Genomic DNA, 25,423 nt, shown 5'->3' with positions numbered 1-25,423 from the left:
GACCACGCCGTGCGTCGCGCTCAACCGGCGACGCCGGGAAGGCTGCCGAACAACAGATCTCGATCAGGGTGCGATGCGGAGCCGACGGATCTGCCGGTCGTCGTAGTCCTCGAAGCGGTACCGCAGGCCGGCGAAGGGACTGCCGGGAAAGTCTCCACTGATGGTGGCCGTCACCACCGTGCCGTCCGGGGTCTGCTCGACGTCGGTGATGTCGTACGTCACCAGCGGCACCTCGGCGCGCCAGGCGCGGATGGCGTCGATACCCACGTGCGTCCTGTCCTCGTCCTCGACGACGGCGTCGTCGGCGAAGAGCGCGAAGTACGCCTCGGTGTCCGGCTGGGACGCCAGCGCGAAGTAGCGACGGATGATCTCGGGTGCGGATGCGACCTCGGGCATCGGAATGACCTCCTCGTGATCTCAGACGGTCGGGATCGTGCCGCAACACACGCCGGTCGTCGCGGGACGCCGTACAGTTGCTTCTGAACTGAAAGCTAGTTACTTCGACTCTAGCACCTACTCCACGAGGAGGCGTCCGTGGCAGGCAAGATCCGGCTGGAGGACCGCGAGTGCCCGCTCTCCAGTGCGCTCGGACACGTCGGCGAGTGGTGGACGCTGCTGATCCTTCATGACTGCTTCGACGGTTACACCCGCTTCGACCAGTTCCAGGCCAACCTGCAGATCTCGTCGAGCATCCTGACCAACCGGCTCAGGACGCTCACCGAGAACGGCCTGCTCGATCGGCGCCGGTACCAGACCCGCCCGGACCGGTACGAATACGTTCTGACCGAACTCGGCCGCAGCCTCCGGCCGGTGATCATCGCGCTCGCCGCCTGGGGAAACTCCCGGCTGGACCCCGCGCAGCGCAGCATGATCCTGGTCGACCGAGAGACCGGCGTCGAGACCGAACCGGTCATCGTGGACCGGGCGACCGGGCGGCGCCTCGACGGTGACGACTTCGTCTACACCGCCGGCCCCGCCGCCAGCCCGACGATGCGCGCCCGCTACGCCGAATCGCCGAGGACACCGGGCGGCAGGGTGTCGCCGCGCAGCGACGAGCGACACAGCCGGCCGTAACAGCCGGCCTGCGGCCGGCATTCGCACCCGGCCTCGTCGAATACCCACCATCAGCAGCGGCCTACGTGCTACATGTTGCATGTTGGTCACCAACGTGCGGCCCGAACAGGCGTCCCACCAGCGATAACACCGTCCTTTCGCCGTGTCCGCCGCACGCCGGCGTCCGCAGCGGCGCGGGCAGAACCCGAAGGAGTGCCGATGAACGCCAGTCCTGACCCGTCTGCTCCGAATGCTGCGCTCCCCACCGTCCTGCTGGTCCACGGCGCGTTCGCCGAGTCGTCGAGCTGGAACGAGGTGGTCGCGCACCTCAAGCGACGCGGCTACGAGGTCATCGCCGTGGCCAACCCGCTGCGCGGTCTCAAGGTGGACGCCGACTACCTGAGCGCCGTCCTGGGCGGCCTGTCCGGGCCCGTCGTGATCGCCGGCCACTCGTACGGCGGATCGGTGATGAGCGAGGCCGCGGACGGCGCCACGAACGTCCAGGCCCTGGTGTACGTCGCCAGTTTCATCCCGGATGTCGGCGAGAGCACCGGGGAGTTGGCCGCCAAGTTCCCCGGAGCCCAGCTCGAACCGGCCCTCAACCCCGTGCCACTGCCCCTCCCGGACGGCGGCGCCGGCATGGACCTCTACATCCAGCAGGACAAGTTCCGGGACGTGTTCGCCGCCGACGTCGCCCCGGACGTCGCCGAACTCATGGCGACCACGCAGCGGCCCGTCGTGGCGACCGCCCTGGAGGACACCGCGACCCGGGCCGCCTGGAAGACCATCCCGTCCTGGACCCTGATCACCACCCAGGATCTGACCATCCCGCCGGACGCGCAGCGCTTCATGGCCGACCGCGCCGGATCCACCACGGTCGAGATCGACGCGTCGCACGCCGTGGCCGTGTCCCAGCCCGGCCCCGTCGCGGACCTGATCGACACCGCCGCCCGCGCCACCACCCGTTAGCGTCCTCGGTCGAGCCGAGGCGGAGTCCAGGTGGCGGGTTCGTTCAGCGCGGCCTCGGTGATCGGCCGTTGGCCGACCGCCATCAGGTCGGCGACCGGGCGGGCAACGTCGGCGGCGAACACCGCTCGGAACCTGTCCTGCTGGATGTAGAGGTCGGTACCGGTGCCCCCGCCCGGCAGCGGCACCAGCACCGAGTGGAGAGCGGTGCCGAGCTGTCCGCCGGGGAACTTGGCGGCCAGCTCGGCGGTGCTCTCCCCCTTCTCCAGGCTGAAGCTGGCGATGTAGACCAACGCCTTGACATCCCGGTCACCGGCGGCGGCCTCGCTCATCACCGATCCGCCGTACGAGTGCCCGGCCAGCACGATCGGGTCGGTGATGCTGTCCAGGAGGCTGCGCAGGTACGCCGCGTCGGCGCGCAGACCACGCAACGGGTTGGCGGCGGCGATGACCGGATAACCGTCGCGCCGGCAACCACGGCCGTGACGACACTCTTGATCTTCATCAGTGCATCCTTCTCTGTTGATGGAGGACGCGGCAGCACCGCGTCATCTGTTCGGCTCAGACGGCGGCTGCGGCCTCGAGGATGAAGGTGGCGACCGCTTCCGGCTGGGACGCCGGCAACGCGTGCGAGGCACCGGCGACTTCCACCGTGGCGCGGGCGTTGGCGCGCTGGGCCATGAAGCGGAACGCCTCGACCGGGATGGCCAGGTCGAGTTCGGGATAGATGAACCAGGTCGGGATCGTCTTCCAGGCCGGCTCGCCCGAGCCCTCGTTGACTGCGACGCTGTGGAACGGCCGCTGGGTGGCGGCGTCCAGGGCGGCCTGCTCGGGCGTGAGGTCGGCGCAGAAGTGCTCGTGGTAGGCGTCGCGGTCGACGTAGACGTCGGCGGTGCCGTCGGCGAGGGGCACCTCGTAGAGGTGCTCACCGAGGGTGGCGCCGGGATACTTGCCGGTCAGGTCGGGCACGTTCTCCCCCTTGTCCGGGGCGAGCGCGGCCACGTACACCAGGGCTTTGACGTTGTCGTTGTCGACGGCGGCGTTGGTGGCGACCGCGCCGCCGTAGGAGTGGCCGACCAGCACGATCGGGCCGTCGATGGTGGCCAGCAGAGCCGCCACGCTGGCCGCGTCGCCGGACAGGCTGCGCAGCGGATTGCCGGCGGCGACAACCGGGTGGCCGGCGGACCGGAGGCGGGCGATCACGCCGCTCCAGCTGGCGGACTCGGCGAAGGCGCCGTGGACGAGGACGATGGTGGGCTTCACGGATCTGCTCCCCTGATGCGGAACGAAGGTGCGGCTCCGGTGACCGGTGCCGCCGGGACGAGTCCACGATCGGCTTCGGTCGCAGGCCGAGGAATCTGTCATTCGCCTCCGATCGAGGACCGCAGGGTGCTCCCCCACCGGTCCGCACGCGGCGATTCGACGCAGATGGTCCCGATTACGCCGCGCCCCGCCGGCCGGAGCACCAGGTCCGCGACCCACCGCCCAGGCACACCGCGGCGGCGCGGCCTACGTCGTTCGACAGATGCCGCCGGGTGTGACAGATGCCGCCGGGCCGGACGTTGCGGAGACCCGAGCTGCTGCTAGCATGCAATATGTTGCACATCGCTGTCCGGGAGGGGGCTCGCCTGCATGTACACGACCGCACCCCTGGTGCTGCTGCCCGGACTGACCTTCGACCACCGCCTGTGGGATCCGCTGCGGCGGGAGTTGGCCACGCGCGACCCGGGCCGCCAGGTGCTCGCCCTTGACCTGCCCGGCCATGGCGACGCGCCCCGCCGCGACTCGTACCCGCTGACCGACGTGGCCGACCAGGTGCACGAGCAGGTGACCGCCGCCGGGGTGGATGAGCCGGTGCTGGTGGGCCACTCCATCTCCGGCATCATCGCCACGATCTACGCCGCCCGGTTCGGCGCCGCGGGAGTGGTCAACCTGGACCAGTTCCTGCTGCCGGGAGGCTTCGGCGACACCGTACGTGCCGCCGAGCCGAAACTGCGCGGCCCCGATTGGCGCGAGGTGTGGGACGGGATGCTCGCCGGCATGCACATCGAGCTGCTGCCGCCGGCGGCACAGGACCTGGTCCGTACCACCAGTGAGCCCCGGTCCGACCTGCTACTCGGCTACTGGGCGGAGCTGCTGACCACGCCCGCGGCGGCCATCCGGGCGGAGCGGGAGGAGCAGCTGGACGCCATCCGCGAGCGCGGCATTCCGTACCGACTGGTCACCAGCTCCGCACCGCCGGAGCCCTATCTGACCTGGCTGCGGTCGCGGTTGCCCGCCCTCTCCCTGACCGTGCTTCCCGACAGCGGTCACTTCCCACACCTCGCCCACCCCGCAACCCTGGCGGCGATCCTGACGAACGGACGCGCGTGACCGAGGACGCGCTCAGTCGTCGAACGGCTCGCCCTGGAGGTTCTCCAGCACCGTTTCCGACACGACGGCCAGAGTGTCCAGTTGTCGCGGGGTGAGAACGTCGAAGAAGAGGCGACGCACGTAGCTGACATGCAGCGGCAGCGCCCTGTCGATCACTTTGCGGCCTTCTCCGGTCAACGCCACGTTGGTGCCACGGCCGTCGTCAAGGCAGGTGTGCCGTTCCACCAGACCGCGTCGCGTCATCCGCGACAGCTGGTGAATGATGCGGGTCTTCTCCCACCTGAGGGCTTCTGTCAGCTCGAACACCCGCATCGGACGATCCGGTGAGACGCGTAGCGCGCTCAGAATCGAGAAATCCGCCAGGGAGATCCCGGCTTCGTCGAGCAGGTGACGATTCATGTGGCGCCGGACGTCCTCCTGCATCGTCAGGAAACCACGCCAAGCACGCAGCTCGCGATCATTCAGCCTGTCTGGCCTGGTCATCACGCAATGCTAGCCACTCGGGAGTTCGGGGTGCCGAGGCGTACGCCGGGCTCGGCCGGGTCATGCCGCAGCTGACGGTTACCAGTTCTATCGGGGTAGCCCCTGATAGTCGGCCGGACCAGCGATCTGGCCGCCATCGCCAGCTATCTCGCTACCCGTGACGAACCGGGCGTCGTCACTCGCGAGAAAGAGCACGATCCGGGCGATGTCGTCCGGCTCGCCGACCCGGCCGAGCGCGACGTTCGTGGTGTCGAAGGTGACGCCGCTCGTCATCGGCGTGTTGATCTGTCCCGGGTGGACGGCGTTCACCCGAATCCCGTATGCACCCAACTCCAGCGCGACGGTCTTGGTCAGCCCGCGGACCGCCCACTTGGACACCACGTAACCGGACATTCTGGGGATGCCCTGGAGCGCGCCCACGGAGCCGATGTTGACGATCGACCCGCCACCGGCCCGCTTCATCGCCGGGGCCACGGCCTGGATGCCGTTGAAGACGCCGATCAGGTTGACGTCCAGCGTGCGCTGCAGCCGTGCCGTGTCCCACTCCTGCAGGGGAGCCGGATCGGCGATGCCCGCGTTGTTGACCAGGATGTCGACGGAGCCGAAGCGCCCCTCCGTACGCTGGACGACGGCCACCCACTGGTCCGGTGACCGTACGTCGAGTTCCTCGACGACGGCCTTCGGTCCAAGCTCGGCAGCGAGGGCCTCGGCCGCCACGACGTCCACGTCGGCGATGACCACGTTCGCGCCCTCGGCGACGAGCCGGCGGACGGTGGCGGCGCCCATTCCCATCGCACCGCCGGTGACCACTGCGGTCTTTCCTGCTACTCGCCCCATCGCGAGCTCCTTTCCCGCCGCGCATCCTCGTGATGCGGGCGTTCTCCTGGTGTCGAAGTCGGTGCCTCGGTGAGGTGCTCCCGCGCCGCCTGCCCGGCGGCGGACCGTGCCCTCAGTCGGTGCTGCCCTGCTTGAGCGCCCGCGCGATCCGCACCACCCGCTCGGCTTGGTGGCGGGCGGCGTTACGGGTGTCGTCGTCGATCGAACCGAGGTCGGGGCCGAACACGGCGTGGTGCGAGGTGCCGTACGGGTTGCCGTCGACGAACTTGACCGGGTCGGTGTATCCCGGTGGCACGATGATGCCGCCGAAGTGGTGGATGCTGTTGTACATGGCGAGCAGGGTCGACTCGTGCCCACCGTGGCGGGTGCCGGTCGAGGTGAAGCCACTGTAGACCTTGTCGGCCAGGCTGCCCTCCTGCCACAGCGGCGACAGGGTGTCGAAGAACTGCTTCAACTGGGCGGCGATGTTGCCGAACCGCGTCGGTGAGCCGAAGATGACGGCATCCGCCCACACAAGATCCTCGGGGATCGGTACGGGCACGCTCGCGGTGGCCGCATGGTGGGCGGCCCAGGCCGGGTTCGAGTCGATCGCGGCCTGTGGGGCCAACTCGGCGGCCTTGCGGAGGCGGACCTCCGCGCCGGCGCCCTCGGCGGCCCGCGCGATCTCCTGCGCGATCTGGGTGCCGGTGCCGGTCGCGGAATAGTAGATCACCGCGAGTCTGACGGGGTGGGACATCTCTCGCGCCCTTCGATGTGTACGGATGAGGTTCGGCTGGCGCTCGGGATCCGCGATCGGTGCGGGGCGCCAGCGGCAACACTAGACATGTCAAGGTGACACGTCACCTATTCGTGAGAGGTGACACATCACCTAGTTGCCGATCACGCACGTGTTGGGGCGGACCTCAGGGGGTCCGACTGATTCGCGAGAGGGCGTCCCGCAGCCCGGCCCTTGACGAGATACCGAGTTTGGGAAAGATCCGGTAGAGGTGCGTACCCACGGTCCGGTGGGACAGGAAGAGACGCTCGGCGATCTGTTTGTTGCTCATGCCGCTCGCCGCCAGCCCGGCGATCTCGAGTTCCTGAGCGGTCAGCGGGACGGGTGCGTCCCCGACGACGGGACGGTAGCCGGTGGCCCGCAACTCCTGGACGGTCCGGGTCAGCCACGGCTCGGCACCCATGGCGGCGAACCCGGTGCGGGCGTTCAGCAGGTGGGAGCGGGCAGCGGAGAATGCCCGCTGGCGGCGGAGCTTCTCGGCGAAGGCGAGCCGGATCCGGGACGCCTCGAACAGCCAGCGCTCCGCGGCGGGATCCCGCAGCATCTCCTCGAGCCGCGCGCCGGCCTCGTCGCCGTCGAGCACGAGCGCGTCCACGCCGCGCTGGATCAGCGCCATCCGCGGCGACAGCGCGGCCACGTCCGCCACCCGCATCGCGTCGGCGTGTGCCCGGGCCTCGGCCGTACGCCCGGTGCGCAGCGCCGCCTCCACCAGGTCGAACATCACCCAGGTGCAGATCGGCACGTACGGCGCGAGGACGCCGGCCGGGCTCATCGCGGTGGCGTGCAGGTAGGCGGACTCGAAGTTGCCGTCAGCCGCCGCGGCGAGCGTGCGCGGGTGGTGCGCGATGGCCGCCGCGCCCGCGACTCCGCGCGGCAGTGCCCAGTGGGTGATCTCGTCGGCCAGCTTGTACGCCTCGTCGGCTCGGCCACGGCCAGCCGCGATGATGGCCCGGTGGTAGAGGAAGTACCAGCCGAAGAAGGGCAGCCCGCTGGAGGCGGCGACCCGCTGGCCCTCGTGGGCCAGTTCCTCGGCCTCGTCCCACCGGCCGGTGAGGTAGTCGTCCAGGCAGAGATGCATCAGCGCACCCAACTGCCGTCGCGGCGCGCCGCCGTCGCGGCCCTGGTGGACCAGCCGCCACGACGACTCCCGATTGTCGGCGAGCCGGTCCAGGTAGACCGACGCGGTACCTATCCGCATGACCCGGGTCAGGTCGTCCTCGTCGGTCAGGGTGGCGAGCAGGGCATCGAGATCAGGCCGGGCGGCAGCGCCGGTGCGTACCGGATCGGGGAAGGTCCGGCTCATCACCGAGAGGATGTCGCTCGGGCCGGGGACGAGCCGCGCCATCGCCCGATGGAACACCGCCCAGTGTTCCGGGGTGCCGGCGTACCAGGAGAGCAGGACGAGGGTGTGCATAGCCTCGTCGAGCGCCTGGTCGTCGGCCCGCCAACCGTGGTCGCCGGTCTCGATCGCCCCGGCCAGCAGCCGGTGGGCGGTGTGCACGTCGCCGTCGCCGTTGAGCATCAGCAGCGCCGCCGCGTTGGCCGCGTGCAGCGATCCGGCGGCGTCGAGACTGGTCGTGCGCGCGTCGGCCAGCAGGGTGGTCGTATCGCCGGCTCCGCCGGCCTCGGCGCCGAGATAGGCGGCCTGGGCCAGCCGCCGTGCCCGGTGCGCCGTGCTGGCGCTCAGTTCCGCGGCCCGAACCAGGGCCGCGACGGCTCCCAGGGCGTCACCGCGCATCATGACCCGGTGCGCCGCCTCGTCGAGCAGCGCCGCGACCGTCTCGTCCGGGCCGGCGGTCGCCGCGGCCAGATGCCAGGCGCGGCGCTCCTGGTCGCCGGGGAGCGCGTCGGCGATGGCCAGGTGGGCGGTACGCCGTTCCTCGTGGGTGGACATCGCGACGATCGCCGACTGGATCAGTGGATGGCGGAACGTGATGCGCGCCGACACGTCGTCCACCCGGAGAAGTTGCACCCGCTCGGCCGGGGCCAGATCGGTGAGGTCGGTCATCCCGCGCAGTACCCGGACGTCGCCGCTGCCCTCGAACGTGGCGAGCAGCAGCAGCCGGCGCGTGGCATCGGGCAGCTCCGCGATCCGCGCGGCGAAGAGAGTCTGGAGCCGCTCGCTCAGCGGCACCAGGCCGGACCGTTCCGGAGGGTGGGCGGCCGGACAGTGCATGATCGAACCGTGCATGATCGAACCGTGCGCGGTCGATCCGGTCAGCGTGGCCGGCAGTTCGACGAGCGCCAGCGGGTTGCCCTGGGCGAGGTCGAGCACCTGCTGCCGGGTGCGTGGCGGCAGGCTCGGAAAGCGCGCCTGCACGAGCTGCGCGGACGCCTCCGCGCTGAGTGGCTGCACCACCACCTCGGTGAGGCCGCGCCGGTCGAGGAAGCTCTCCGTCCCGGAGCGGGAGGAGACCACGACGCCGACCGGGGAACCGGCGACGCGGCGGGCGATGAAACCGAGCACCACGGCGCTCGGCCGGTCGATCCACTGCACGTCGTCGACCATCAGCAGGACCGGCGCCGCCTTCGCGGCGGTCACCAGCAGCGACAGGGCGGCGTTGCAGACCAGCAGCGCGGCCGGCGGCGGGCCGGGGCCGAATCCGAGCGCGACGGTCAGCGCGTCGCGCAGGCCGGGCGGTAGTCGCTGCACGTCCGAGTGCAGGGGAAGCAACAACTGGTTGAGGAACGAATAGCTGATGTCCGCCTCGAACTCGGAGCCGGAGGCCCGCAGCACCCGCATCGCGGCCTCGGTCGCGAGGTCCGCCGCGGCGGCGAGCAGCGCCGACTTCCCGATGCCCGGTTCGCCACGGACCAGACGTACGTCACCGCCACGCCGCACCGACTCCAGGAAGCGGGAGATGCGCCCCAGCTCGGTGTCGCGGCCGTAGAGCTCCACCAGGACACTCCCATCAGAGCAGATCCAGATCGGCGTCGGCGGCACCACTCCGGCCGGAGCCGGCGCCGGCCATGCCGATCAGCTTCGGTCGGATCCGGCCTCGTCCTCGTCGATCGCGGTCTCCAGCAGGGGTGCCAGGGTTTGCCAGTTGGCGCGGGTGGCGGCGACCGCGGCCTCGACGTCGCCGGCCTCGCACAGCGCGATGATGCGTTCGTGCTGGGCCACCGAGCCGCGGCCGCTCAACGACGAGAACCGGAGCCGCTCGAGCCGCCGCAGGGCGGGCGTGAACTGCTCGAGCACCGATCGCAGCGCCGCGTTGGCCGAGGCGGCCACCGCGACACCGTGGAAGTCGTCGTCGGCCGCGAGGGCCGCGTCGACGTCGTTGGCCCGCAGCGCCTGAGCGAAGCGGGCGTTGGCCGCGCGCATCGCGTCCAGCTCGGCGGCGGACAGGTTGGGCAGCGCCTCGCGTACGGCCAGCTCGTGCATTGCGGTGGTCACCGACTGGGCGCCGAGCAGCGCCCGCGTGTCGAGCGGGCTGACCATCGTGTAACGGCCCGGCTTGGTGCGGACCAGGCCGGCCTCCTCGAGGCGGGTCAGGGCCTCGCGCACCGGAGTGCGGCTGACGCCGAGCCACTGTGCGAGGTCGCCGTCGTTGAGCCGCTCGCCCGGGGCCAGCGTGCCGTTGACGATCGCGTCACGGATCGCTCGGAAGGCATCGTCGCGCAGCAACGAGCGGGAGACGACCCGGGGACCAACGGGAAGCGGCATGCAATATATTGCACATCGCATTTGAGTCGGTGTCAAGACACCATCGCGGCGATACCGGCAGGCAGCCGGGTGACCGCGACCGCCAGGATCGGGCGGGCCGAGGCGGTGAGGCGGCCGGACCGCGCCGGTGCCACGACGGCACCGACGCGGCCGGTCAGGGTCACGTCGCGTCGTCGTCGCGCACGGTGAGCCAGGCGAAGCTGTTGCCGATCACGGCACCCGTCGGTGCCGAGATCGAGATCTTGTAACGGAGCGCGGGCGTGTTCTCGTCGGTGTTGCCGTGCAGCGGCACGGCGATCGTCACGGTGGTGGCGCCCGCCGGAATGGTCACCGGGAACGAGGTACGGAGCACCTGCCCGGCGACCGGGGATCCGGACACGGCAGTCTGGACCTGGACCGTAGCCGCCCGCGTGGGCGGCCGGCTCAGGGTCAGCCGCATCGTCGCGATCCCCGGGCCGTCGCCTTCCCGCACGGTGTTGTCACGGATGCTGACCTGCGGCAGCGACGTCGGGCCACCCTGACCGACGCCCGTACGGTCGAAGGTGATGTCAGAGAGGTAGGCGCCTCCGGTGGGAGTGGCCGGCACGACGGTGACGAGGCGGACATCCCCGAGGTCCACCTGCCGTAGCTGGCCGATCGGGATGCGGACGGTGCGCAACCAGGTCTTGCCCAGCCGGTCCATCCCGTACGTCGTGTTCGTCGACGCCGGGAACGGGTGAAGCGCCGGGCTGACGGCACCGACGCGTACCGTCGCGGCGCGCCCCCGCCCGTCGGTCACGGTGACCTTGAGGTCGACGTCACCGACCGCCGCCTCGTCGCGGGCCACCCGGACAGTGAGCGCCTCATACCGGCGTACGTCCCGCTGGCGCCGGTCGAGCGCCACGTTGACCTGTGGCGAGGTCGACGACCCGCTCCAGCGCAGGCGCAGCATCGGGCCGGTCGGGACCAACGTGGCGTAGCGCGCCGGCGTCCAGTGCGGGACCTTGGCCCACTCCGACGCCTCCGAACAGGGCATGCCGCCGGGTCGCACCTTCGAGACGACGCTGTGGCAGTACGCCCCGAGGTCGAAGCCGACGACCGAGACGTTCGCGGCCGGGCGTTGGAGTGTCGCGACGTCCAGGCGCCGCGAGCCGGGCTGCTGGGCCTGGGCGTAGACCTCCGCGCGGCCGACCGAGGCGACAGTGCCGTTCGTGCCGTCGAAGAGAGGCAGGAAGGCGGTCTCCCGGCCCTGGACCAGCCGGAAGAAGCCGGCCAGATAGGCCCTGCCGACCGCGCGCTGCTCGGCGCCGGTCAACCGGGTCGGGCTGACCGTGCCGCACACCTCGTCGTCCTCGACCCGCCAATCGTCGCTCGCCGGCGCGACGGCGACTCCGGGGGTCCACTCGGTGTTGAAGAAGTTGTGGTTGGCTCCCATGACCATGAGAGCGGAGCGCAGCACGTCGTCGCGGGTGGCGTGTCGGGTGTCGTCGAAGAAGTGCTGCCCCTGCTGGTCGGCGACGTCCCCGTCGCAGTAGGGCAGCAGGACCGCCATCGGCGCGTCCGGGATGGTGAGCCGGGCGAAGTCGACCGGCGCCAGCGGCAGCACGGCACGGACGCCGTACGGGTGCGTGCGGTCGGCGTTGAGCAGGGCGGCCTTCACCACGCCCTCGCCACCCCGGGAGTGACCCATGAGCCCGACGTTGCGCAGGTCCAGCCGGCCGGCCAGTCGGCGGTGCTGCCGCCCGTCCTTCCCGTCCGTCGCGTCGTTCCACCCGGCCAGCAGGTCGAGGTGTTTCATGACCAGTTGCGCGCGGGCCAGTGCGCCGTCGTCGTCGGTGTCGTCGTCGGCGACGTTGATGCCGTTCGCGCTGATCGAGACCACGACGTAGCCGTGCGTGGTCAGGGCCTCGGCGGCGTATGTGTATCCCAGGTAGCTGTCGATCGGGAGCAAGCCGGTCGGGCAGGGCCAGTCGGTGTCTTCTCGGTTCCGACTCTGCGGGTCGTAGCAGGCCTCGTGCCGGCCGTGCAGGAAGACCACGACCGGCCGGGCGCCCTTCGCCCCGGCGGGCGCGTAGACAGCCGCCCGCATCTCGACCGGGTGATCGCCCAGCCCGGAGAGCCGTGCCGCGGTGTCGCCGAGGTCGTAGTCCAGCCGTTCGACCCGGTACCGCCCGGCAGCGGCCGGGTCGGGGTGGACCAGCCGGCGGGGGCGGTTGCCCTCGACATCGCTGGCCGGTGGCGGCGCCGGCGCCCGCGTGGCGTCCGGCCCGGGCACCAGCCCGTTCCACGCGATCTCCACCCGTTCGGCGCCGACGACAGCGGGATCGGTCGTCTCGGCGCTCAGCACGAGCCCGTCGGGGGAACTCCGCGCCGGGCCGATGATCCGGCCGTCGACGGCGAGGTCCGGCAGGACGGCCCGGACGGGCAACGGCTCGGCCAGCCGTAGTTCCACCCGCCAGCCGCCGTCGGGAAGCGGCGTCACGGTGAAGTCCGATCGCGCTGGCGCGTGGTGGCTCGCCGTCGCCACGGCCGCGCCGGCGGGCACCACCAGCAGGTTGGGCGCGGCGAGGCCGGCGGCGAGCAGCACGGCCAGCGCGGCCACCAGCCGGTGCCACCTCCTTGGGCCGGCGGATCTCGGCAGGCCCTTCCGGCATCTTCGCGGTCCGGTCGAATCGCGGGCCGGCGCCGGTCCGGTGGGTGTGCGCCTCGACGAGCGGTCGATCGTCATTGGTCTCCCTCATGCAGCGAACGTCGGCAGTAACGGTCGTGCGCCGTCTTCCGTCCGGGCTGCCCGCCGCCGCCCGTGCGGGGGCATCGCGCGTGAAGGGCGGGCGAGGCGCGCAGCGTCAGGTCAGCGCTGCGCAAACACGAAAATGGATCGGGAAGCGCACACCGATCCTCATCAAGGAGTACGGGTGCGATAGCGGACAAACCACCTGTTCACCCCGACGGGTGACGATCACGCCACTCCCCCGCTCACCTTTATCGCTCTCGATAGTGATAGCGTTGGCGCGTGACGTTGTCGAGGGACCGGTGGGCGGAGTTGGCGCTGCACCCGGTGCGCATCCGCATCCTGCGAGCCGTGGCGGGCACCCGGCTGACCACGCACGACCTCGTGGCGCTGTTGCCGGACATCCCGCAGGCCACGCTCTATCGGCACGTGGCCACGCTGGTCAAGGCCGGCCTGGTGGAGGTGGTCGAGGAGCGCAAGGTTCGCGGCGCCCTCGAGCGGGTCTACGCCCTACCGGCCGGCGGCGCGACACTGGACGCCGCTGCCCTGGCCACCGCGACGCCCGAGGATCACGCCCGCTACTTCACCGCGTTCGTGTCCAGCCTGCTGTCGGAGTTCTCCCGTTATCTCACCCGAGGGCGGATCGACTTCGCCGCCGATGGCGCTGGTTACCAGCAGGTCGTGCTCCACCTGACCGACGCGGAGCTGGCCAGGTTCGCCGCCGACCTCAACCAGGTCATCGGCCCATTGCTGGGCAACAAGCCCGGCGGCGACCGGGCGCCTCGGCTGCTGGCCACCATCCTGCTGCCGGCCGACCAGCCGGCGGCCACCGACGACACCACACCAGAGCCGCCGGAGCGACCAGAAGGCTCCGGCGCGAGCGAAGGGATTGCCTGATGGCATCGATTACGGTTACCGGCGAACTGGTCGACATCCGGTTCACCGGGTGGGAGCGGCTCTGGATCGGACGCGAGCGGCTGGTCTTCCCGGTCGCCGCGGTGCGGGGTGCGGCGGTCGTGGCCGACCCGCTGCGCCTGGCCCGTGGCGCCCGACGCGGAATGGTGGTGTCCGGCTTCGTCAAGATCGGTGTTTGGGGGCTGTTCGGCGGTCCCCGTCAGCTCGTCTCGGCACGCCAGGGCGAGCCGGGACTGCACCTCGTCCTCGACCGGGCGTCGGCCGGTGGCGAGTTCGACGAGGTCGTGCTCTCCAGCCCGGCCGCGCCGGGTGTCGCGGACGCGATCGGACACGCGTTGGCGGCCGGCGCGTGAGCAGCGACCGACTGACGATCGAGGTCTCGCACCTGACCAAGCGGTACGGCGAGGTCACCGCCGTACGTGAGCTGACCTTCACCGTCGAGCCGGGCGTGGTCACCGGGTTTCTCGGCCCGAACGGCGCCGGCAAGACCACCACGATGCGCATGCTGACCGGCCTCGTGTCGCCCACCTCCGGCACCGCGACGATCGGAGGTCGGCCGTACCGGCGGCTGTCGCAGCCGTCACGCACCGTCGGGGCGGTGTTCGACTCAGGCGCGTTCCACCCCGGCCACACCGCTCGCGACCACCTGCGCGTCTATGCCGCGCTGGGCGGCTACCCCGACAGCCGGGTCACCGACCTGCTCGACCTGCTCGGGCTCACCGAGGCCGCCGACCGCCGCACCCAGGGGTTCTCCACCGGAATGCGACAACGGCTCAGCCTCGCCACCGCTCTGCTCGGCGACCCCTCGGTGCTGCTGCTGGACGAGCCGAGCAACGGCCTCGACCCCGAGGGCGCGCTCTGGCTGCGGGGTTTCCTGCGGCGGCTGGCCGACGACGGACGCACCGTCCTGGTCTCCAGCCACGTGCTCAGTGAGATCCAGCAACTCGTTGACGACGTGGTGGTGATCCGCCGCGGCGAACTCGTCGCCGCCGGACCATGGTCGCGGCTCGCCGGACCGCCGGCGGTACTGGTGAGCTCGCCGGATGCCGACCGGCTGGCCGCTGCCCTACGGGTCAGCGGACCAGCCGGCGACGCACCGCGAGTGGAAGCCGTCGAGGCAGGGCGGCTCCGGGTGCACGGGCTGGACGCACCGCGCGTCGCGGACCTGGCCGCCGCGCACCGGCTGCGGGTGCACGAGCTGGTCACTGAGAGCGCCAGCCTCGAACAACTCTTCCTCCAGCTGACCACCGACAGGACGGCCACCGCATGAACCACCTGATCAAAGCCGAGTTCCGTCGGTTGTTGGCCACCCGCATGTGGAGCGGGCTGCTGCTCGTCGCCGTGCTGGTCGGCGGCGGCATGATGGGTTCGATGGCGCTGGTCGGTCCGGAGAACTTCGACCCACCCATGCCCGGACTGGATACCGAAGCCGGCATCCGCTCGATCCTCGGCATCCTCGGCTACACGGCGTTCGTGCCGGCCGCCGTCGGCACTCTCGCCGTCACGTCCGAGTACCGGCACCGCACCGCCGCCGTCACGTTCCTGTTCGCGCCGCGCCGCTGGCAGGTGTTGGCCGCCAAGCTCGCCGTGTACGGCGCCGTTGGTCTGATGTACGGGCTGCTCCTCGCCGGCACCGCCGCCGCAGCCCTCTTCGCGGTCGCCGCCACCCGCGGCGTGCCGCTCGGCCTGCCGGCCGGCACGGTGTTGGCGCTGCTGGCCCGCATCGGCCTGGCCATGGTCGTATACCTGCTGATCGGCGTGGGCATGGGCGCCCTGCTCCGCCACCAGGTGGTAGCGCTCTGCGTCGTGATCGGCTATCTGTACCTGGGCGAGCCGCTGCTCATGATGATCCCCGGCGTCAACGTGCTCTATCCAGTTCTGCCCGGCGGTGCCACCGCCTCCCTCACCGGCTTCACCTACGTCGCCGACGCCGTGGCCGAACAGCTCGGCAGCACCGCCGACCCACTACTCCCACCCGTCACCGGCGCACTCCTGCTCACCGCGTACGCCCTCGCCGCCTCGCTGATCGCCGTCGTCGTTCCCATGCGCCGGGACATCACCTAGCCGCCTCGGTCGCTGGCGGCCCGTGGATCCAACGTCGAACAAACTCGTCACCGGGACACGCCGACGACACGCCACGCTGGGTGTCCACAGTCGGACGGTGCGGGTTCCCCGGGTCCACAACGTGACCATATGATGGCTCCCGGCTCAGGGGAGGGGTCGCCGTACGGGGGCGCCACCGGCCAGGACGACACGGGAGGCAGCCGGCTGTGGCGAGCATCGACGAGGCCGTTCCGACCCGCACCGCCCGATCCCGGTCCCGGTTACGCGGTGGTCTGGTCACTGTGGGCACGGTGCTGGCACTGCTGGCGGCGATGGGGCTCACCGTGCTCGGCCTGGGTGCGGCGGACAACGCGGTGGCCAGTTACGACGCGAGTTCGTGGCTGTGGAGCGCGGCGCGTAGCGAACTGGCCCGGGTCAACGGCGTCACCGCCCGGGTGGACACCCGGATGGAGGTGCCGGCGGCGCGGCGGCATCCGATGCAGGTGGTGCAGACGGACCGGTTGCTGATGCTGCGGGATCTGAACACGGGTCAGATCAGCGCCCTGGACCTGGCCACCCTGCAGATCACCGCGACCACTCCGACCACCCCCGGGCTGGGGGTGAGCGTGGCGCTGCACGAGGACGCGGCGTTCGTGGTGGACGCGGTGCAGGGCGTGGTGCGCCAACTGGACCCACGGTCGCTGGCGCCGGTGGGCGAGCCGGTGCGCTACCCGCCGGGGATCACCGGCGGGGCGTTCGACGGCACGGGGCGACTGTGGATCGCGGTTCCGGCCGAAGGGACCGTCTCGGCGATCACCCCGGCCGCGCTGCCGTCGGCCCCCGCCGACGGCGGGCAGGTGGGTCCGCCGCAGGTCGAGACGTACGACGTGGCCGAGACGAGCCACGAGTTGGTGATCTCCACGTTGGACGACGGGGTGGCGGTGCTGGACCGGACGGCCGGTGCGTTGGTGACGGTGGTGCGGGGCACCACGCGGCGGACGGCGTTGGCATCCACGTTGACCGGGCCGGGCATCATGCCGGTGCGCACGAGCGGGCCCGTGGTGCCGGTGACGGTGCCCGGGCAGCGGCAGGTGCACGCGATCGGCGACGGTGGCGAGGTGCGCTCGTTCACCGTGCCGGGTGACGGTGACCGGCTCGGTCCGGCGGTGGCGTGGGCCGGGCGGTTCTACTGCGCGGACGAGGCGGCGGGCACGGTGTACGCGTTCGACGCGGCGGGTCAGCTGACGGACACGATCCGGGGCCGCTGGGGTGGGCCGCTGGAGCTGGAGGTACGGGAGAACCACCTGTTCATCAACGCTCCCGACGCGGCGACCGCCCGGGTGGTCAACGACTCGCACCAGGTGCGGGAGGTCGACAAGTACGCCAACGACGTGCTCGGTGGCGACCCGCCGCCGGCTCCCCCGCCGCCGCCCCCGCCGCCGAAGAAGCCGGAGGTGAGCCGCCCGGGTGCGCCGCGCAGCGTGACCGCCGCGGCCGGTGACGCGCAGGCGCGGGTGAGTTGGCGGCCGGCGGCGGCCAACGGCGCGGCCATCGTCCGGTACGTGGTGGAGGGTGCCGGGCAGCGGCTGGAGGTCGGCGCGAACCAGCGGTCGGTGGAGGTCAAGGAGCTGACCAACGGCGAGACGTACCGGTTCTCGGTGCACGCGGTCAACGCCAAGGGCGCCGGTCCGGCGCGCAACAGCAACCCGGTGACGCCGACGGCGGAGGTGCCGGACGCGCCGACCTCGGTGACCGCCGAGGCGCGGGCCGACGGCACGGTGGTGGTGAGCTGGCCGGCGGCGAACGGGCAGGGCAACACCATCGCCCGGTACGCGGTGACGGCCACCTCGGCCGGCACGAACGCCCCGGCCGGGGAGGCGACCGGCACCGAGCTGCTGATCAAATCCGGTGAGCTGGAGTACGGCACGCAGTACGCCTTCACGGTGGTCTCGGTCAACGACAAGGGTGCGGCGTCGGAGGCGTCGCCGGTGAGCAACACGGTGGTGCCGTTCACGGTGCCCGGGGAGCCGGTGGAGCTGCGGGCGAGCACGGTCGCCGACCGGCCGGGAACGGTGGCGGTGCAGTGGGCGCCGGCACCGGCCAACGGACGGCCGGTGAGCGGCTACGTGGTGGACGTCGGCGGCCGCCGCAGCGAGGTCACCGACACCCAAGCCACCGTGGACGGCCTCGGCGACGGGCAGAACGTCACGGTGCGGGTCCGGGCGGTCAACGAGGCCGGCGAGGGCCCGGAGGCCACGACGACGGCGCGGACGGTGGCGCCGCCACGGGTGACGGTGACGGGTTCGTCGGCGACCGCCACGGCGGCGACGGTGACGTTCACCGTGGACGCCGGTGGTGGGCAGGCGACCTGCACGCTGACCCGGTCGGGACAGCCGGCCAGGAGCGGTCCCTGTTCGAGCATCACGATGAGCGGGCTGACGCCGGGCACCGGCTACACGTTCACGGTGACCGCGACCAACGCCGCCGGCACCGGGACCGCCACCAGGGCACAGACCACGAACGCCCTGTACGGCGTCGCCACCTGCAACAACGGCCCGGAGGGTGATCAGCGCACCTACTGCGACCGGGACGTCGCCGGCCGCAACGGCAACGAGATCTTCTCGGTGGCCCGGCAGGACAACGACCGCCAGGTCGGCTGGGCGAAGCCGGGCACCCGGCTGAAGGCGTTCTGCAAGCAGCGGGGCGAAGAGGTGTACGCGTACATCTACAACAACGAGAAGCGCAGCACCTGGTGGGTGCAGGTCGACTACAGCGGGAAGAACTACATCCCGTGGGCCTGGCTCAACCTGGAGGGTGGCGACGACATCAACGTCCTGCCCACCTGCTGATCCACCCCGGCCGAGGAGCACCACCGTGAACAGCCAGGAACCGCTCACCCAGCAGGAGGTGCAGGGCTTCGCCGCCCTGGCCGCCCGGCTGGCCGAGAACGTCAACACGGTGGTGCTCGGCAAACCGCAGGTGGTCCGCCTGGCGTTGACCGCGTTGTTCGCCCAGGGGCACGTGCTGCTGGAGGACGTGCCCGGGGTGGGCAAGACGACCCTGGCGCGGGCGATCGCGGCGACGGTGAAGGGGCAGTGGCGGCGGATCCAGTTCACCCCGGACCTGCTGCCCTCCGACGTGTCCGGGGTGACCATCTTCAACCAGGCCACCCGGGGCTTCGAGTTCCACCCCGGTCCGGTGTTCGCCAACATCGTCATCGCCGACGAGATCAACCGGGCGTCACCGAAGACGCAGTCGGCGCTGCTGGAGGTGATGGAGGAGCGGACGGTCACCGTGGACGGGGTACGGCATCCGGTGCCGCAGCCGTTCCTGGTGGTGGCCACGCAGAACCCGGTGGAGATGGACGGCACCTACCGGCTGCCGGAGGCGCAGCTGGACCGGTTCCTGGTGAAGTTGTCGGTGGGCTATCCGGACGAGTCGGTGGAGGTGGAGGTGTTGCGCGGGGCGACGGTGCGCTCCCCCGAGGCGCTCACGGCGGTCACCGACACCGCCACCGTCGGCGAGATGGTCCGGATGGCGCGCCGGGTGCACATCGCCGAGCCGCTCTACGCGTACGCGGTGCGGCTGGCCGCGGCCACCCGCACCCATCCGCAGGTCCGCGTCGGCGTCAGCCCGCGCGGGGTGATCGCGTTGACCCGGGCGGCCTGCGCGTACGCGCTGATCGACGGGCGGGGCTGGATCATGCCGGAGGATCTGAAGATCCTCACCGAACCGGTCTTCGCCCATCGGCTGCTGCTCACCCCCGACGCCCAGGTGCGCGGGGTCACCGCCGCGGACGTGCTGCGTCAGGCCGTCGCCTCGGTGCCGGTGCCGCTGCCGTCGGGGCAGCCGGCCCCGGCGCAGCTCTGACCGGCGAGGCACGGCGTGGGGATCACCGCCCGGGGCATCGGCCTGCTCACCGTCGCCGTGCTGCTGCTCGGCGCCGGCTTCCGCTTCGCGTACCCGGAGTTGGCGCTGCTCGGCGCGGCGGCCGGTGGGGCCCTCTCGGTGGCCGTGGTGATCGCGGCCCGGCGGCCCCGGCTGCTGGTGCACCGGCAGGCCGACCCGGACCGGGTGGCCCGGGGCGAGCCGGCGACGATGACGTTGACCGTACGCAACGCGGGGCGGCTGCCGGCGGCGAGCCTGCTGGCCACCGACCGTTGTGGTGACCGGGTGGTGCCGGTGCCGGTGCTGCGGCTGCGCCCCGGCGCGGACACGACGGTCAGCTACGACGTGCCGACGAGCCGGCGGGGGGTGGTGCCGGTCGGGCCGCTGCGGATGACTCGCCGGGATCCGCTCGGTCTGGTGGTGCTGGCCCGCTCCTACGGCGACGGCGTGCCGGTCTGGGTGCACCCACGGATCCACCCGTTGAACGCGGTGCCCACCGGCGCGGGTCGCAGCCTCGACGGGCGGGTCGACGCGGTGCCGCACGGCTCGATCACCTTCGACTCGCTGCGGGAGTACGTCGTCGGCGACGAACTGCGCCGGGTGCACTGGCGCACCAGCGCGCGCGTCGGTGAGCTGATGGTGCGGGAGAACGTGGACACCAGCCTGCCCCGGATCGTGGTGCTGCTGGACAACCGGGCCGCCGCGCATCCCGGCCGGGTCGACGGGGTGGCCGAGTCGTTCGAGTCGGCGTGTGAGGCGGCGGCGTCGGTGGTCACTGCGGCGGTGCGGGAGGATCTGCCGGTGGTGCTGCTCTTCGTCGCCGCGCAGCACGATCCCGGCGCGCAGCACGATCCCGGCGGGCAGGACCGTCGCGGCGGGCAGGACGGTGCCGCCGGGGCGGTCGGTGTCGGGCCGCTGGACCGGCTGGCGGCGGTGTCGCTGACCGGCGAGGGCACCATGGCGGCCGCGGTGGCGCGGCTGCGCCGCGACCGGCTCGGCGACACCCTGGTCGTGCTCACCGGGCCGGGTGGGCGCGACGATCTGGGGCACATCGGCGCGCTGCGCGGCGCGTACCCCTCGGTGGTGGTCGGGGTGTTCGGGGCGGCCGAGCCGACGCCGCCGGGCGCGGCGGGCCTGGTCGTGGTCGACGCCGCCGACGGGGCGGCGTTCGCCGCCGAGTGGGACGGGGTGCGCCGGTGGTGAGGCTGCTGCGCGCGGCGCCGGTGCCGGCGGTGCTGGTCGCGATGGTCACGCTGGCCGGCGTGGCGCTCGGCCGGGTGTACGCGGGGTCGCTGCTGACGGCGCTGGTGGCCGGCGCGGCGGTCGGGTCGGTGCTGGTCAGCGTGGCGACCCGACGGCTGCCGTCGTGGCTGGTCGCCCCGGTGTCGGTGCTGGCCATGGTCGGCTGGACGGCGTGGTGCCTGCGGCTGGCCGCCGACACCGCGCGGTTGCCGGGCGGGTTCGCCGAGGTGGCCGGCGACGCCGCCCGCAACGCCATCCCCCGGCTACTGACCGCCATGATCCCGGTGGAGCCGACCCCGGACACGGTCCTGTTGCCGGTGGTCGCCGCCTGGCTGGCGGGGCTGGCCGGCGCGGAGGTGGCGCTGCGCGCCGGGCGGGTGCTGCTCGGCTACCTGCCGCCGGTGCTGCTCTACGTCGGCGCGCTGTACGTGGTCGGGCCGAACGCGGAGCCGGCGATCGGGCCGACGGTGGCGCTGGTGGCGGTGGCCGCCCTCGGGTTGGCGGCGTCGGCACGGGCCCCGGGCGGCGATGCGGTCGACGGGCTCGCCCCGGCGGTGCGGGCCGGGGTGCGCCTGCGGCGGGGCGTGGCGTCGGCCGCCGGTACGGCGGTGGTGGTGGGCCTGGCGGCGCTGGTCGGCCCCGCGGTGGCCGCCCTGGTGGACACCCGGCCGGCGGATCCCCGGCGCTACGTGGAGCCCCCGCAGGTCGAGACGCTGGACGAGAACCCGCTGATCCGGATCTCCGGGTGGGCGCTCAACCCGGACCAGCAGCTGTTCCAGGTGACCACCGACCGGCCCGACAGCTCCGGCCCGGCGGACCCGACGACGGCAGACCCGGCAGCGGCGGGCCCGGCGGCGGTGCGGATCCGGCTGGCCGTGCTCAGCGACTACGACGGGATCACCTGGCGGGTCGGCGCCACCTACCGCAACGCCGGCCGGATCCTGCCGGCCGCGGCCGCCGCTCCGCACGCCACCGTGGAGACGGTCCGGCAGGAGATCACGGTGGGTGAACTCAGCGGCCGGCTGCTGCCCGCCGTGCCCACCCCGCGCGAGGTCAGTGGTGCCCGGGTCGCCTACGACCCGGGCACCGGCACGTTGATCCGCCCCGACGGGCTCGCCCCCGGCCTGCGGTACACGGTGACCTCGGCCCGGGAACGCCCGGACGTCAACCTGCTGGCCACCGCGAACACCCCGGCCGGCGACGAGGTGGCCCGGGTGCTGCACGTCGCCGACGGCACACCCGAGCCGCTGCGCCGGCTGGCCGCCCAGTTGGCCGAGGAGAACGGCGCCCCGTACGCCCGGGCCGCGGCGATCGAGCAGTGGCTCGCCGAGCACTACCGGCTGGTCGCCGACGCGCCCAGCGGCCACGCCTACCCGAACCTGGCGTTCTTCCTGTTCGGGCCGGTGGGCGGCGGCGGGCAGCGGGGCACCTCCGAACAGTTCGCCGCGTCGTTCGCCGTGCTGGGACGGCTGACCGGGCTGCCGACCCGGGTGGTGGTCGGGTTCGCCGCCCCCGGGTCGGGCCCGGTGCGGGCCGCCGACGCGTACGCCTGGCCGGAGGTGCTCTTCGACGGGCTGGGCTGGGTACCGTTCGACCCGCTGCCCCGGCCGGACGACGAGCCCCGGCCGGTGGAGGCGGACTTCCGCCCCCAGCCGGAGGACCCGCCCCCGTCGGAGCAGCCGGAGCCCACCCTGGAACCGACCGCCTCGCCGCCACCGCAGGCCGCCCCCACCGGCCCCGCCGACGGCGGTGGCGTGTCGACACCGGTGCTCGCCGCCGGCACCGGTGGTGGGCTGGTGCTCGTGGTCGTGGCATCGCTGGCCGCCCTCGCCGGGTTGCGCCGGGCGCAGACCCGCAACCGGCTGTACCGGGGCGACCCCCGCCACCGCATCGCCGGCGCCTGGCGGGAGCTGACCGACGCGTTGCGCCTGGCCGGCCAGCCGGTCGCCGTCGACCTGTCCGCCACCGAGGTCGCCGAGCAGGCCCGGCACGCCCTGGCCGCCGCCCTGGTTCCGGCTGCCGGCCGTACCACCGGACGGCCGCCGCCCCGGCCGGACGCCGCTGGTGCCGGCGGTGCCGGCACCGCCGGGCAGGACGCCATTGCCGGGCGGGACGCCATTGCCGGGCGGGACGGCATTGCCGTGCGGGACGGCACCGCCGGACGGGACGGCATCGCCGGACGGGACGGCATCGCCGGACGGGACGGCATCGCCGGACGGGACGGCACCGCCGCGGTGGCCGGTCCGGGTGCCGGTGACGTCACCGTCACCGCCGGACGGGACGGCACCGGCGGTGAACCGGCGCTGGCGGCGTACCGCGCGGTCGACGAGGTGGCCCGGCTGGTGAACCAGGTCGGATTCGCCCCCGGCGGTGTCACCGACGCCCAGGCCGACACCGCCGCCGACGCGGCCACCGTCTACACCGGCGCGCTGCGCGCCGCCCGGTCACGGTGGCGGCGGATCCTGTGGTCGGTGCACCCCGGCCCGCTGCGCTGGCCACGTTGAGGGTGGCCGATGCCGCCGGCCGCCCCGGCTGTCCGTGCTCGGCCACCGGTACGACCTCCCTCGATTGGGTGCGTTTCTTGTCGCCCGGGCGACAAGAAACGCACCCAAACACGTCCCGCACCGCCGAAGGGCACTGGATCCGCTACGCCCACGTCGACCTGCAGCCGGTCGGCGCTGCCGTACCAGACTTCGACGCCGGGCGCGGTCACCGCCAGGCGCGCGAGATGCCGCGCTTGCCTGACCGCACCGCGATAGCCCAGACGGTTCAGCTCGACAGGGCACTCGCCACACGTCATCCATCGGGGCGTCCCGGCAGCGGCACGCACCGGCCGGTCGGTCACCGGCCGAAGGAGAGCAGCCGGATGCCGGCGGCGTCCAGGGCGACCTGCTCGGCGGGGCTGCGGGCAGCGCGGCCGGTGGCCTTGGCGATCAGGGTCAACCGGTCCCAGCCCAGTTCCGGGGGCAGCGCCCGGCCGCCGGTGAGCAGCGCGGCGATCACCCGGCCGGCGGCGGTGGTCAGCCACGGCGGCCGGTCCAGCGCCGCGGCCAGGTCCAGGCCGTGCACGCCCACCTCGACCACGCGGGTACGCAGGAACTCCGTCGCCGTCATCGCGTCGCCGTGTCGGGTGCGTACCACCCGGTCGGGCGGGTGCGCGTCAACCGCGGCGAGGGTGGCTCGCCAGACCCGGTCGAAGTCCACCGCCAGCACCGAGCCGGGCCGGCTCAGCGACGCTCCAGCGCGGCCGGTCCCGACCTGCACCGCCCGACTGCGGCCGGGCTCGACCTGCGCTGCCTCGATCCGGGCGGCGTCGACCTCCGGGGTGAACTTCGCCGCACCGAAGTAGCCGGTGGCATCGACGCGTGCCGGGGTGAGTGCCGGGGCGGCCAGCATGTCCGCCAGCCGTGCGGCGCCGGTGTGCACGTGGGCCAGCAGCTCGGCCACCGTCCACGGCGCGCAGCGGGTCGGGCGGTCGAGGTCCGCCCGGTCGAGGGTGCGAAGCACGTCGCCGAGCCGGCCGCACTCGGCCCGGAACGCCGCTCGCACCGTGTGCACCGCTCAGCCCTGATAGCGGGGCACGAGCCGGTGCACGGCGGTGAGCACGAGCGCCATCACCACCCCCATGGAGCCGGCGATGCCGGCGGCGCTGCCCGCGTAGCCGACGAACAGCGGCCGGCGGGTCAGCTCCGCCGGTGGGGTGGCTCGCAGCTCCACCAGCCAGGACAGCGCCAGCACGCAGCCGGCGATCGCCAGCAGGCCGCCCACGCCCAGCAGCAGCACCGTGCGGCGGTGCGCGTCCCCCGGTGCGACCTTCGCCCGTTCGCGCTGGGCGACCAGCAGCAGCAGGCCGGCCAGCGCCGCCCAGATCCCCACCACGAGGAAGGCGGCCACCGCGTCGCTGGGCCGGTGCCAGCCCGCGGACAGGGTGGCCACGCCAGCGGTCGCGGCGTAGCCGGCACCGATCACGGCGGCCACGGGCCGCGCCTTCGGCGGCAGCACGAGCACCAGGGCCACGGCCACCGACGCGGCGACGGTGGTGTGCCCGCTGGGCAGGCTGTTGCCGACGTACGCCCGCTCCAGGTCGATGCCGAGGTCGGGACGGGTCAGGCCGTACTTGAGCAGTTGGGTGGTGACGTTGGCGCCGGCGATCAGCAGCGTGGCGGCGATGGCCAGGGCGATCCGGCCCCGGATCAGCGCGATGAACCCGATCAGCCCGGTGACCGCCAGCAGCGACACCACGGACATGGCGTTGAGGATCCGGTCGACCGGATCCTCGATGTGGTCGCGGCCGATCCGGTTGCCGGTGAGCGCCACCGTGTCGATCCACTGCCCGGTCTCGACGTGTAGGGCAAATCGCCAGACGACGATGAAGGCCGCCGTCTGGACCAGGGCCAGCACGACCAACCAGACCGCAGTCCCACCCCTGGGCGTCACGCGCACCCGCACAACTTAGCGGCACGCGCCCGTC

23 protein-coding genes are annotated in these 25,423 nt (G+C 72.6%); 11 read left to right on the top strand and 12 right to left on the bottom strand.

Translation table 11 applies throughout. The features are described 5' to 3' along the window. Positions 1-63: 63 nt before the first annotated feature. Positions 64-396, bottom strand: a complete 333-nt coding sequence (locus O7615_RS23740) for a nuclear transport factor 2 family protein (RefSeq protein ID WP_278179996.1) — start codon at positions 394-396, stop codon at positions 64-66. 138 nt (positions 397-534) lie between these two features. On the opposite strand from O7615_RS23740, the gene O7615_RS23735 reads away from it, so the two are divergent. Together O7615_RS23735 and O7615_RS23730 are read left to right on the top strand one after the other, a co-directional pair. Next, the gene (locus O7615_RS23735; RefSeq protein WP_278179995.1) at positions 535-1,074 is read left to right on the top strand and encodes a helix-turn-helix domain-containing protein; all 540 of its coding nucleotides are present in this window, start codon (positions 535-537) and stop codon (positions 1,072-1,074) included. A gap of 198 nt (positions 1,075-1,272) precedes the next feature. Further along, positions 1,273-2,022 carry an alpha/beta hydrolase gene (locus O7615_RS23730; RefSeq protein WP_278179994.1) on the top strand — a complete coding sequence of 250 codons (750 nt, stop codon included), beginning with the start codon at positions 1,273-1,275 and terminating at the stop codon, positions 2,020-2,022. Here the strand turns inward: O7615_RS23730 and O7615_RS23725 are convergent. Together O7615_RS23725 and O7615_RS23720 are read right to left on the bottom strand one after the other, a co-directional pair. Further along, positions 2,019-2,450: an alpha/beta fold hydrolase gene (locus O7615_RS23725; RefSeq protein WP_278179993.1), complete on the bottom strand. Its 432-nt coding sequence runs from the start codon at positions 2,448-2,450 to the stop codon at positions 2,019-2,021. The genes O7615_RS23730 and O7615_RS23725 overlap by 4 nt on opposite strands. A gap of 130 nt (positions 2,451-2,580) precedes the next feature. Further along, on the bottom strand, positions 2,581-3,282 hold the full coding sequence (locus O7615_RS23720) for an alpha/beta hydrolase (RefSeq protein ID WP_278179992.1): 702 nt from the start codon (positions 3,280-3,282) through the stop codon (positions 2,581-2,583). A 369-nt stretch (positions 3,283-3,651) separates the two neighbouring features. Here O7615_RS23720 and O7615_RS23715 point away from each other — a divergent pair, with 369 nt between their 5' ends. After that, complete coding sequence (locus O7615_RS23715; protein ID WP_278179991.1) at positions 3,652-4,392, top strand: alpha/beta hydrolase; 741 nt, start codon at positions 3,652-3,654, stop codon at positions 4,390-4,392. Positions 4,393-4,404: 12 nt separating this feature from the next. Here O7615_RS23715 and O7615_RS23710 read toward each other — a convergent pair whose 3' ends face one another. The 7 genes from O7615_RS23710 to O7615_RS23680 form a co-directional block, all read right to left on the bottom strand. Continuing rightward, entirely contained in the window at positions 4,405-4,875 is a 471-nt protein-coding gene (locus O7615_RS23710) for a MarR family winged helix-turn-helix transcriptional regulator (RefSeq protein ID WP_278179990.1), read from the bottom strand. A gap of 87 nt (positions 4,876-4,962) precedes the next feature. Continuing rightward, positions 4,963-5,712 carry a glucose 1-dehydrogenase gene (locus tag O7615_RS23705; protein ID WP_278179989.1) on the bottom strand — a complete coding sequence of 250 codons (750 nt, stop codon included), beginning with the start codon at positions 5,710-5,712 and terminating at the stop codon, positions 4,963-4,965. 112 nt (positions 5,713-5,824) lie between these two features. Continuing rightward, on the bottom strand, positions 5,825-6,448 hold the full coding sequence (gene wrbA / locus O7615_RS23700; RefSeq protein ID WP_278179988.1) for an NAD(P)H:quinone oxidoreductase: 624 nt from the start codon (positions 6,446-6,448) through the stop codon (positions 5,825-5,827). A gap of 166 nt (positions 6,449-6,614) precedes the next feature. Then, positions 6,615-9,386 carry a LuxR family transcriptional regulator gene (locus O7615_RS23695; RefSeq protein ID WP_278179987.1) on the bottom strand — a complete coding sequence of 924 codons (2,772 nt, stop codon included), beginning with the start codon at positions 9,384-9,386 and terminating at the stop codon, positions 6,615-6,617. Between the two features lie 78 nt (positions 9,387-9,464). Then, positions 9,465-10,154, bottom strand: coding sequence for a GntR family transcriptional regulator (locus O7615_RS23690; protein WP_278179986.1), 690 nt, complete (start codon positions 10,152-10,154; stop codon positions 9,465-9,467). A 32-nt stretch (positions 10,155-10,186) separates the two neighbouring features. After that, positions 10,187-10,318, bottom strand: a complete 132-nt coding sequence (locus O7615_RS23685; protein WP_278179985.1) for a hypothetical protein — start codon at positions 10,316-10,318, stop codon at positions 10,187-10,189. Then, entirely contained in the window at positions 10,315-12,735 is a 2,421-nt protein-coding gene (locus tag O7615_RS23680; protein WP_278179984.1) for a hypothetical protein, read from the bottom strand. Before O7615_RS23680 ends, O7615_RS23685 begins: the two co-directional genes overlap by 4 nt. A gap of 411 nt (positions 12,736-13,146) precedes the next feature. Between O7615_RS23680 and O7615_RS23675 the strand changes: the two genes are divergently transcribed. The 8 genes from O7615_RS23675 (at position 13,147) to O7615_RS23640 (ending at position 23,456) form a co-directional block, all read left to right on the top strand. Beyond that, positions 13,147-13,761: a helix-turn-helix domain-containing protein gene (locus O7615_RS23675; RefSeq protein ID WP_278179983.1), complete on the top strand. Its 615-nt coding sequence runs from the start codon at positions 13,147-13,149 to the stop codon at positions 13,759-13,761. Next, positions 13,761-14,132, top strand: a complete 372-nt coding sequence (locus tag O7615_RS23670) for a hypothetical protein (protein ID WP_278179982.1) — start codon at positions 13,761-13,763, stop codon at positions 14,130-14,132. The genes O7615_RS23675 and O7615_RS23670 overlap by 1 nt, the downstream gene beginning before the upstream one ends. Beyond that, positions 14,129-15,049, top strand: coding sequence for an ATP-binding cassette domain-containing protein (locus tag O7615_RS23665; RefSeq protein ID WP_278179981.1), 921 nt, complete (start codon positions 14,129-14,131; stop codon positions 15,047-15,049). The genes O7615_RS23670 and O7615_RS23665 overlap by 4 nt, the downstream gene beginning before the upstream one ends. Further along, positions 15,046-15,843 (top strand): ABC transporter permease, encoded by a 798-nt coding sequence (locus O7615_RS23660; RefSeq protein WP_278179980.1) that lies wholly within the window; start codon positions 15,046-15,048, stop codon positions 15,841-15,843. The genes O7615_RS23665 and O7615_RS23660 overlap by 4 nt, the downstream gene beginning before the upstream one ends. Positions 15,844-16,058: 215 nt before the next feature. Then, positions 16,059-18,671: a fibronectin type III domain-containing protein gene (locus O7615_RS23655; RefSeq protein WP_278182211.1), complete on the top strand. Its 2,613-nt coding sequence runs from the start codon at positions 16,059-16,061 to the stop codon at positions 18,669-18,671. Between the two features lie 25 nt (positions 18,672-18,696). Beyond that, positions 18,697-19,692 (top strand): MoxR family ATPase, encoded by a 996-nt coding sequence (locus O7615_RS23650; RefSeq protein WP_278179979.1) that lies wholly within the window; start codon positions 18,697-18,699, stop codon positions 19,690-19,692. Positions 19,693-19,707: 15 nt separating this feature from the next. Then, positions 19,708-20,913 carry a DUF58 domain-containing protein gene (locus O7615_RS23645; RefSeq protein WP_278179978.1) on the top strand — a complete coding sequence of 402 codons (1,206 nt, stop codon included), beginning with the start codon at positions 19,708-19,710 and terminating at the stop codon, positions 20,911-20,913. A gap of 41 nt (positions 20,914-20,954) precedes the next feature. Continuing rightward, entirely contained in the window at positions 20,955-23,456 is a 2,502-nt protein-coding gene (locus O7615_RS23640) for a transglutaminaseTgpA domain-containing protein (protein WP_278182210.1), read from the top strand. A 337-nt stretch (positions 23,457-23,793) separates the two neighbouring features. Here the strand turns inward: O7615_RS23640 and O7615_RS23635 are convergent, their stop codons facing one another. Further along, positions 23,794-24,510, bottom strand: a complete 717-nt coding sequence (locus tag O7615_RS23635; RefSeq protein WP_278179977.1) for a maleylpyruvate isomerase N-terminal domain-containing protein — start codon at positions 24,508-24,510, stop codon at positions 23,794-23,796. 3 nt (positions 24,511-24,513) lie between these two features. Continuing rightward, entirely contained in the window at positions 24,514-25,401 is an 888-nt protein-coding gene (locus O7615_RS23630) for a phosphatase PAP2 family protein (protein WP_278179976.1), read from the bottom strand. Positions 25,402-25,423 lie beyond the last annotated feature (22 nt).

The organism is Micromonospora sp. WMMD1082 (genome assembly GCF_029626175.1).
Lineage (GTDB): Bacteria > Actinomycetota > Actinomycetes > Mycobacteriales > Micromonosporaceae > Micromonospora.
Note: the sequence above shows the minus strand (reverse complement) of the source record. Positions and strands in the feature narration are given on the sequence as shown.

Bases quoted from the DNA above. Each gene is read 5' to 3' on its own strand.
- O7615_RS23740 (WP_278179996.1), bottom strand. From the start codon at position 396: ATGCCCGAGGTCGCATCCGCACCCGAGATCATCCGTCGCTACTTCGCG.
- O7615_RS23730 (WP_278179994.1), top strand. From the start codon at position 1,273: ATGAACGCCAGTCCTGACCCGTCTGCTCCGAATGCTGCGCTCCCCACC.
- O7615_RS23715 (WP_278179991.1), top strand. From the start codon at position 3,652: ATGTACACGACCGCACCCCTGGTGCTGCTGCCCGGACTGACCTTCGAC.
- O7615_RS23710 (WP_278179990.1), bottom strand. From the start codon at position 4,875: ATGACCAGGCCAGACAGGCTGAATGATCGCGAGCTGCGTGCTTGGCGT.
- O7615_RS23705 (WP_278179989.1), bottom strand. From the start codon at position 5,712: ATGGGGCGAGTAGCAGGAAAGACCGCAGTGGTCACCGGCGGTGCGATG.
- wrbA (WP_278179988.1), bottom strand. From the start codon at position 6,448: ATGTCCCACCCCGTCAGACTCGCGGTGATCTACTATTCCGCGACCGGC.
- O7615_RS23690 (WP_278179986.1), bottom strand. From the start codon at position 10,154: ATGCCGCTTCCCGTTGGTCCCCGGGTCGTCTCCCGCTCGTTGCTGCGC.
- O7615_RS23670 (WP_278179982.1), top strand. From the start codon at position 13,761: ATGGCATCGATTACGGTTACCGGCGAACTGGTCGACATCCGGTTCACC.
- O7615_RS23660 (WP_278179980.1), top strand. From the start codon at position 15,046: ATGAACCACCTGATCAAAGCCGAGTTCCGTCGGTTGTTGGCCACCCGC.
- O7615_RS23640 (WP_278182210.1), top strand. From the start codon at position 20,955: ATGGTCACGCTGGCCGGCGTGGCGCTCGGCCGGGTGTACGCGGGGTCG.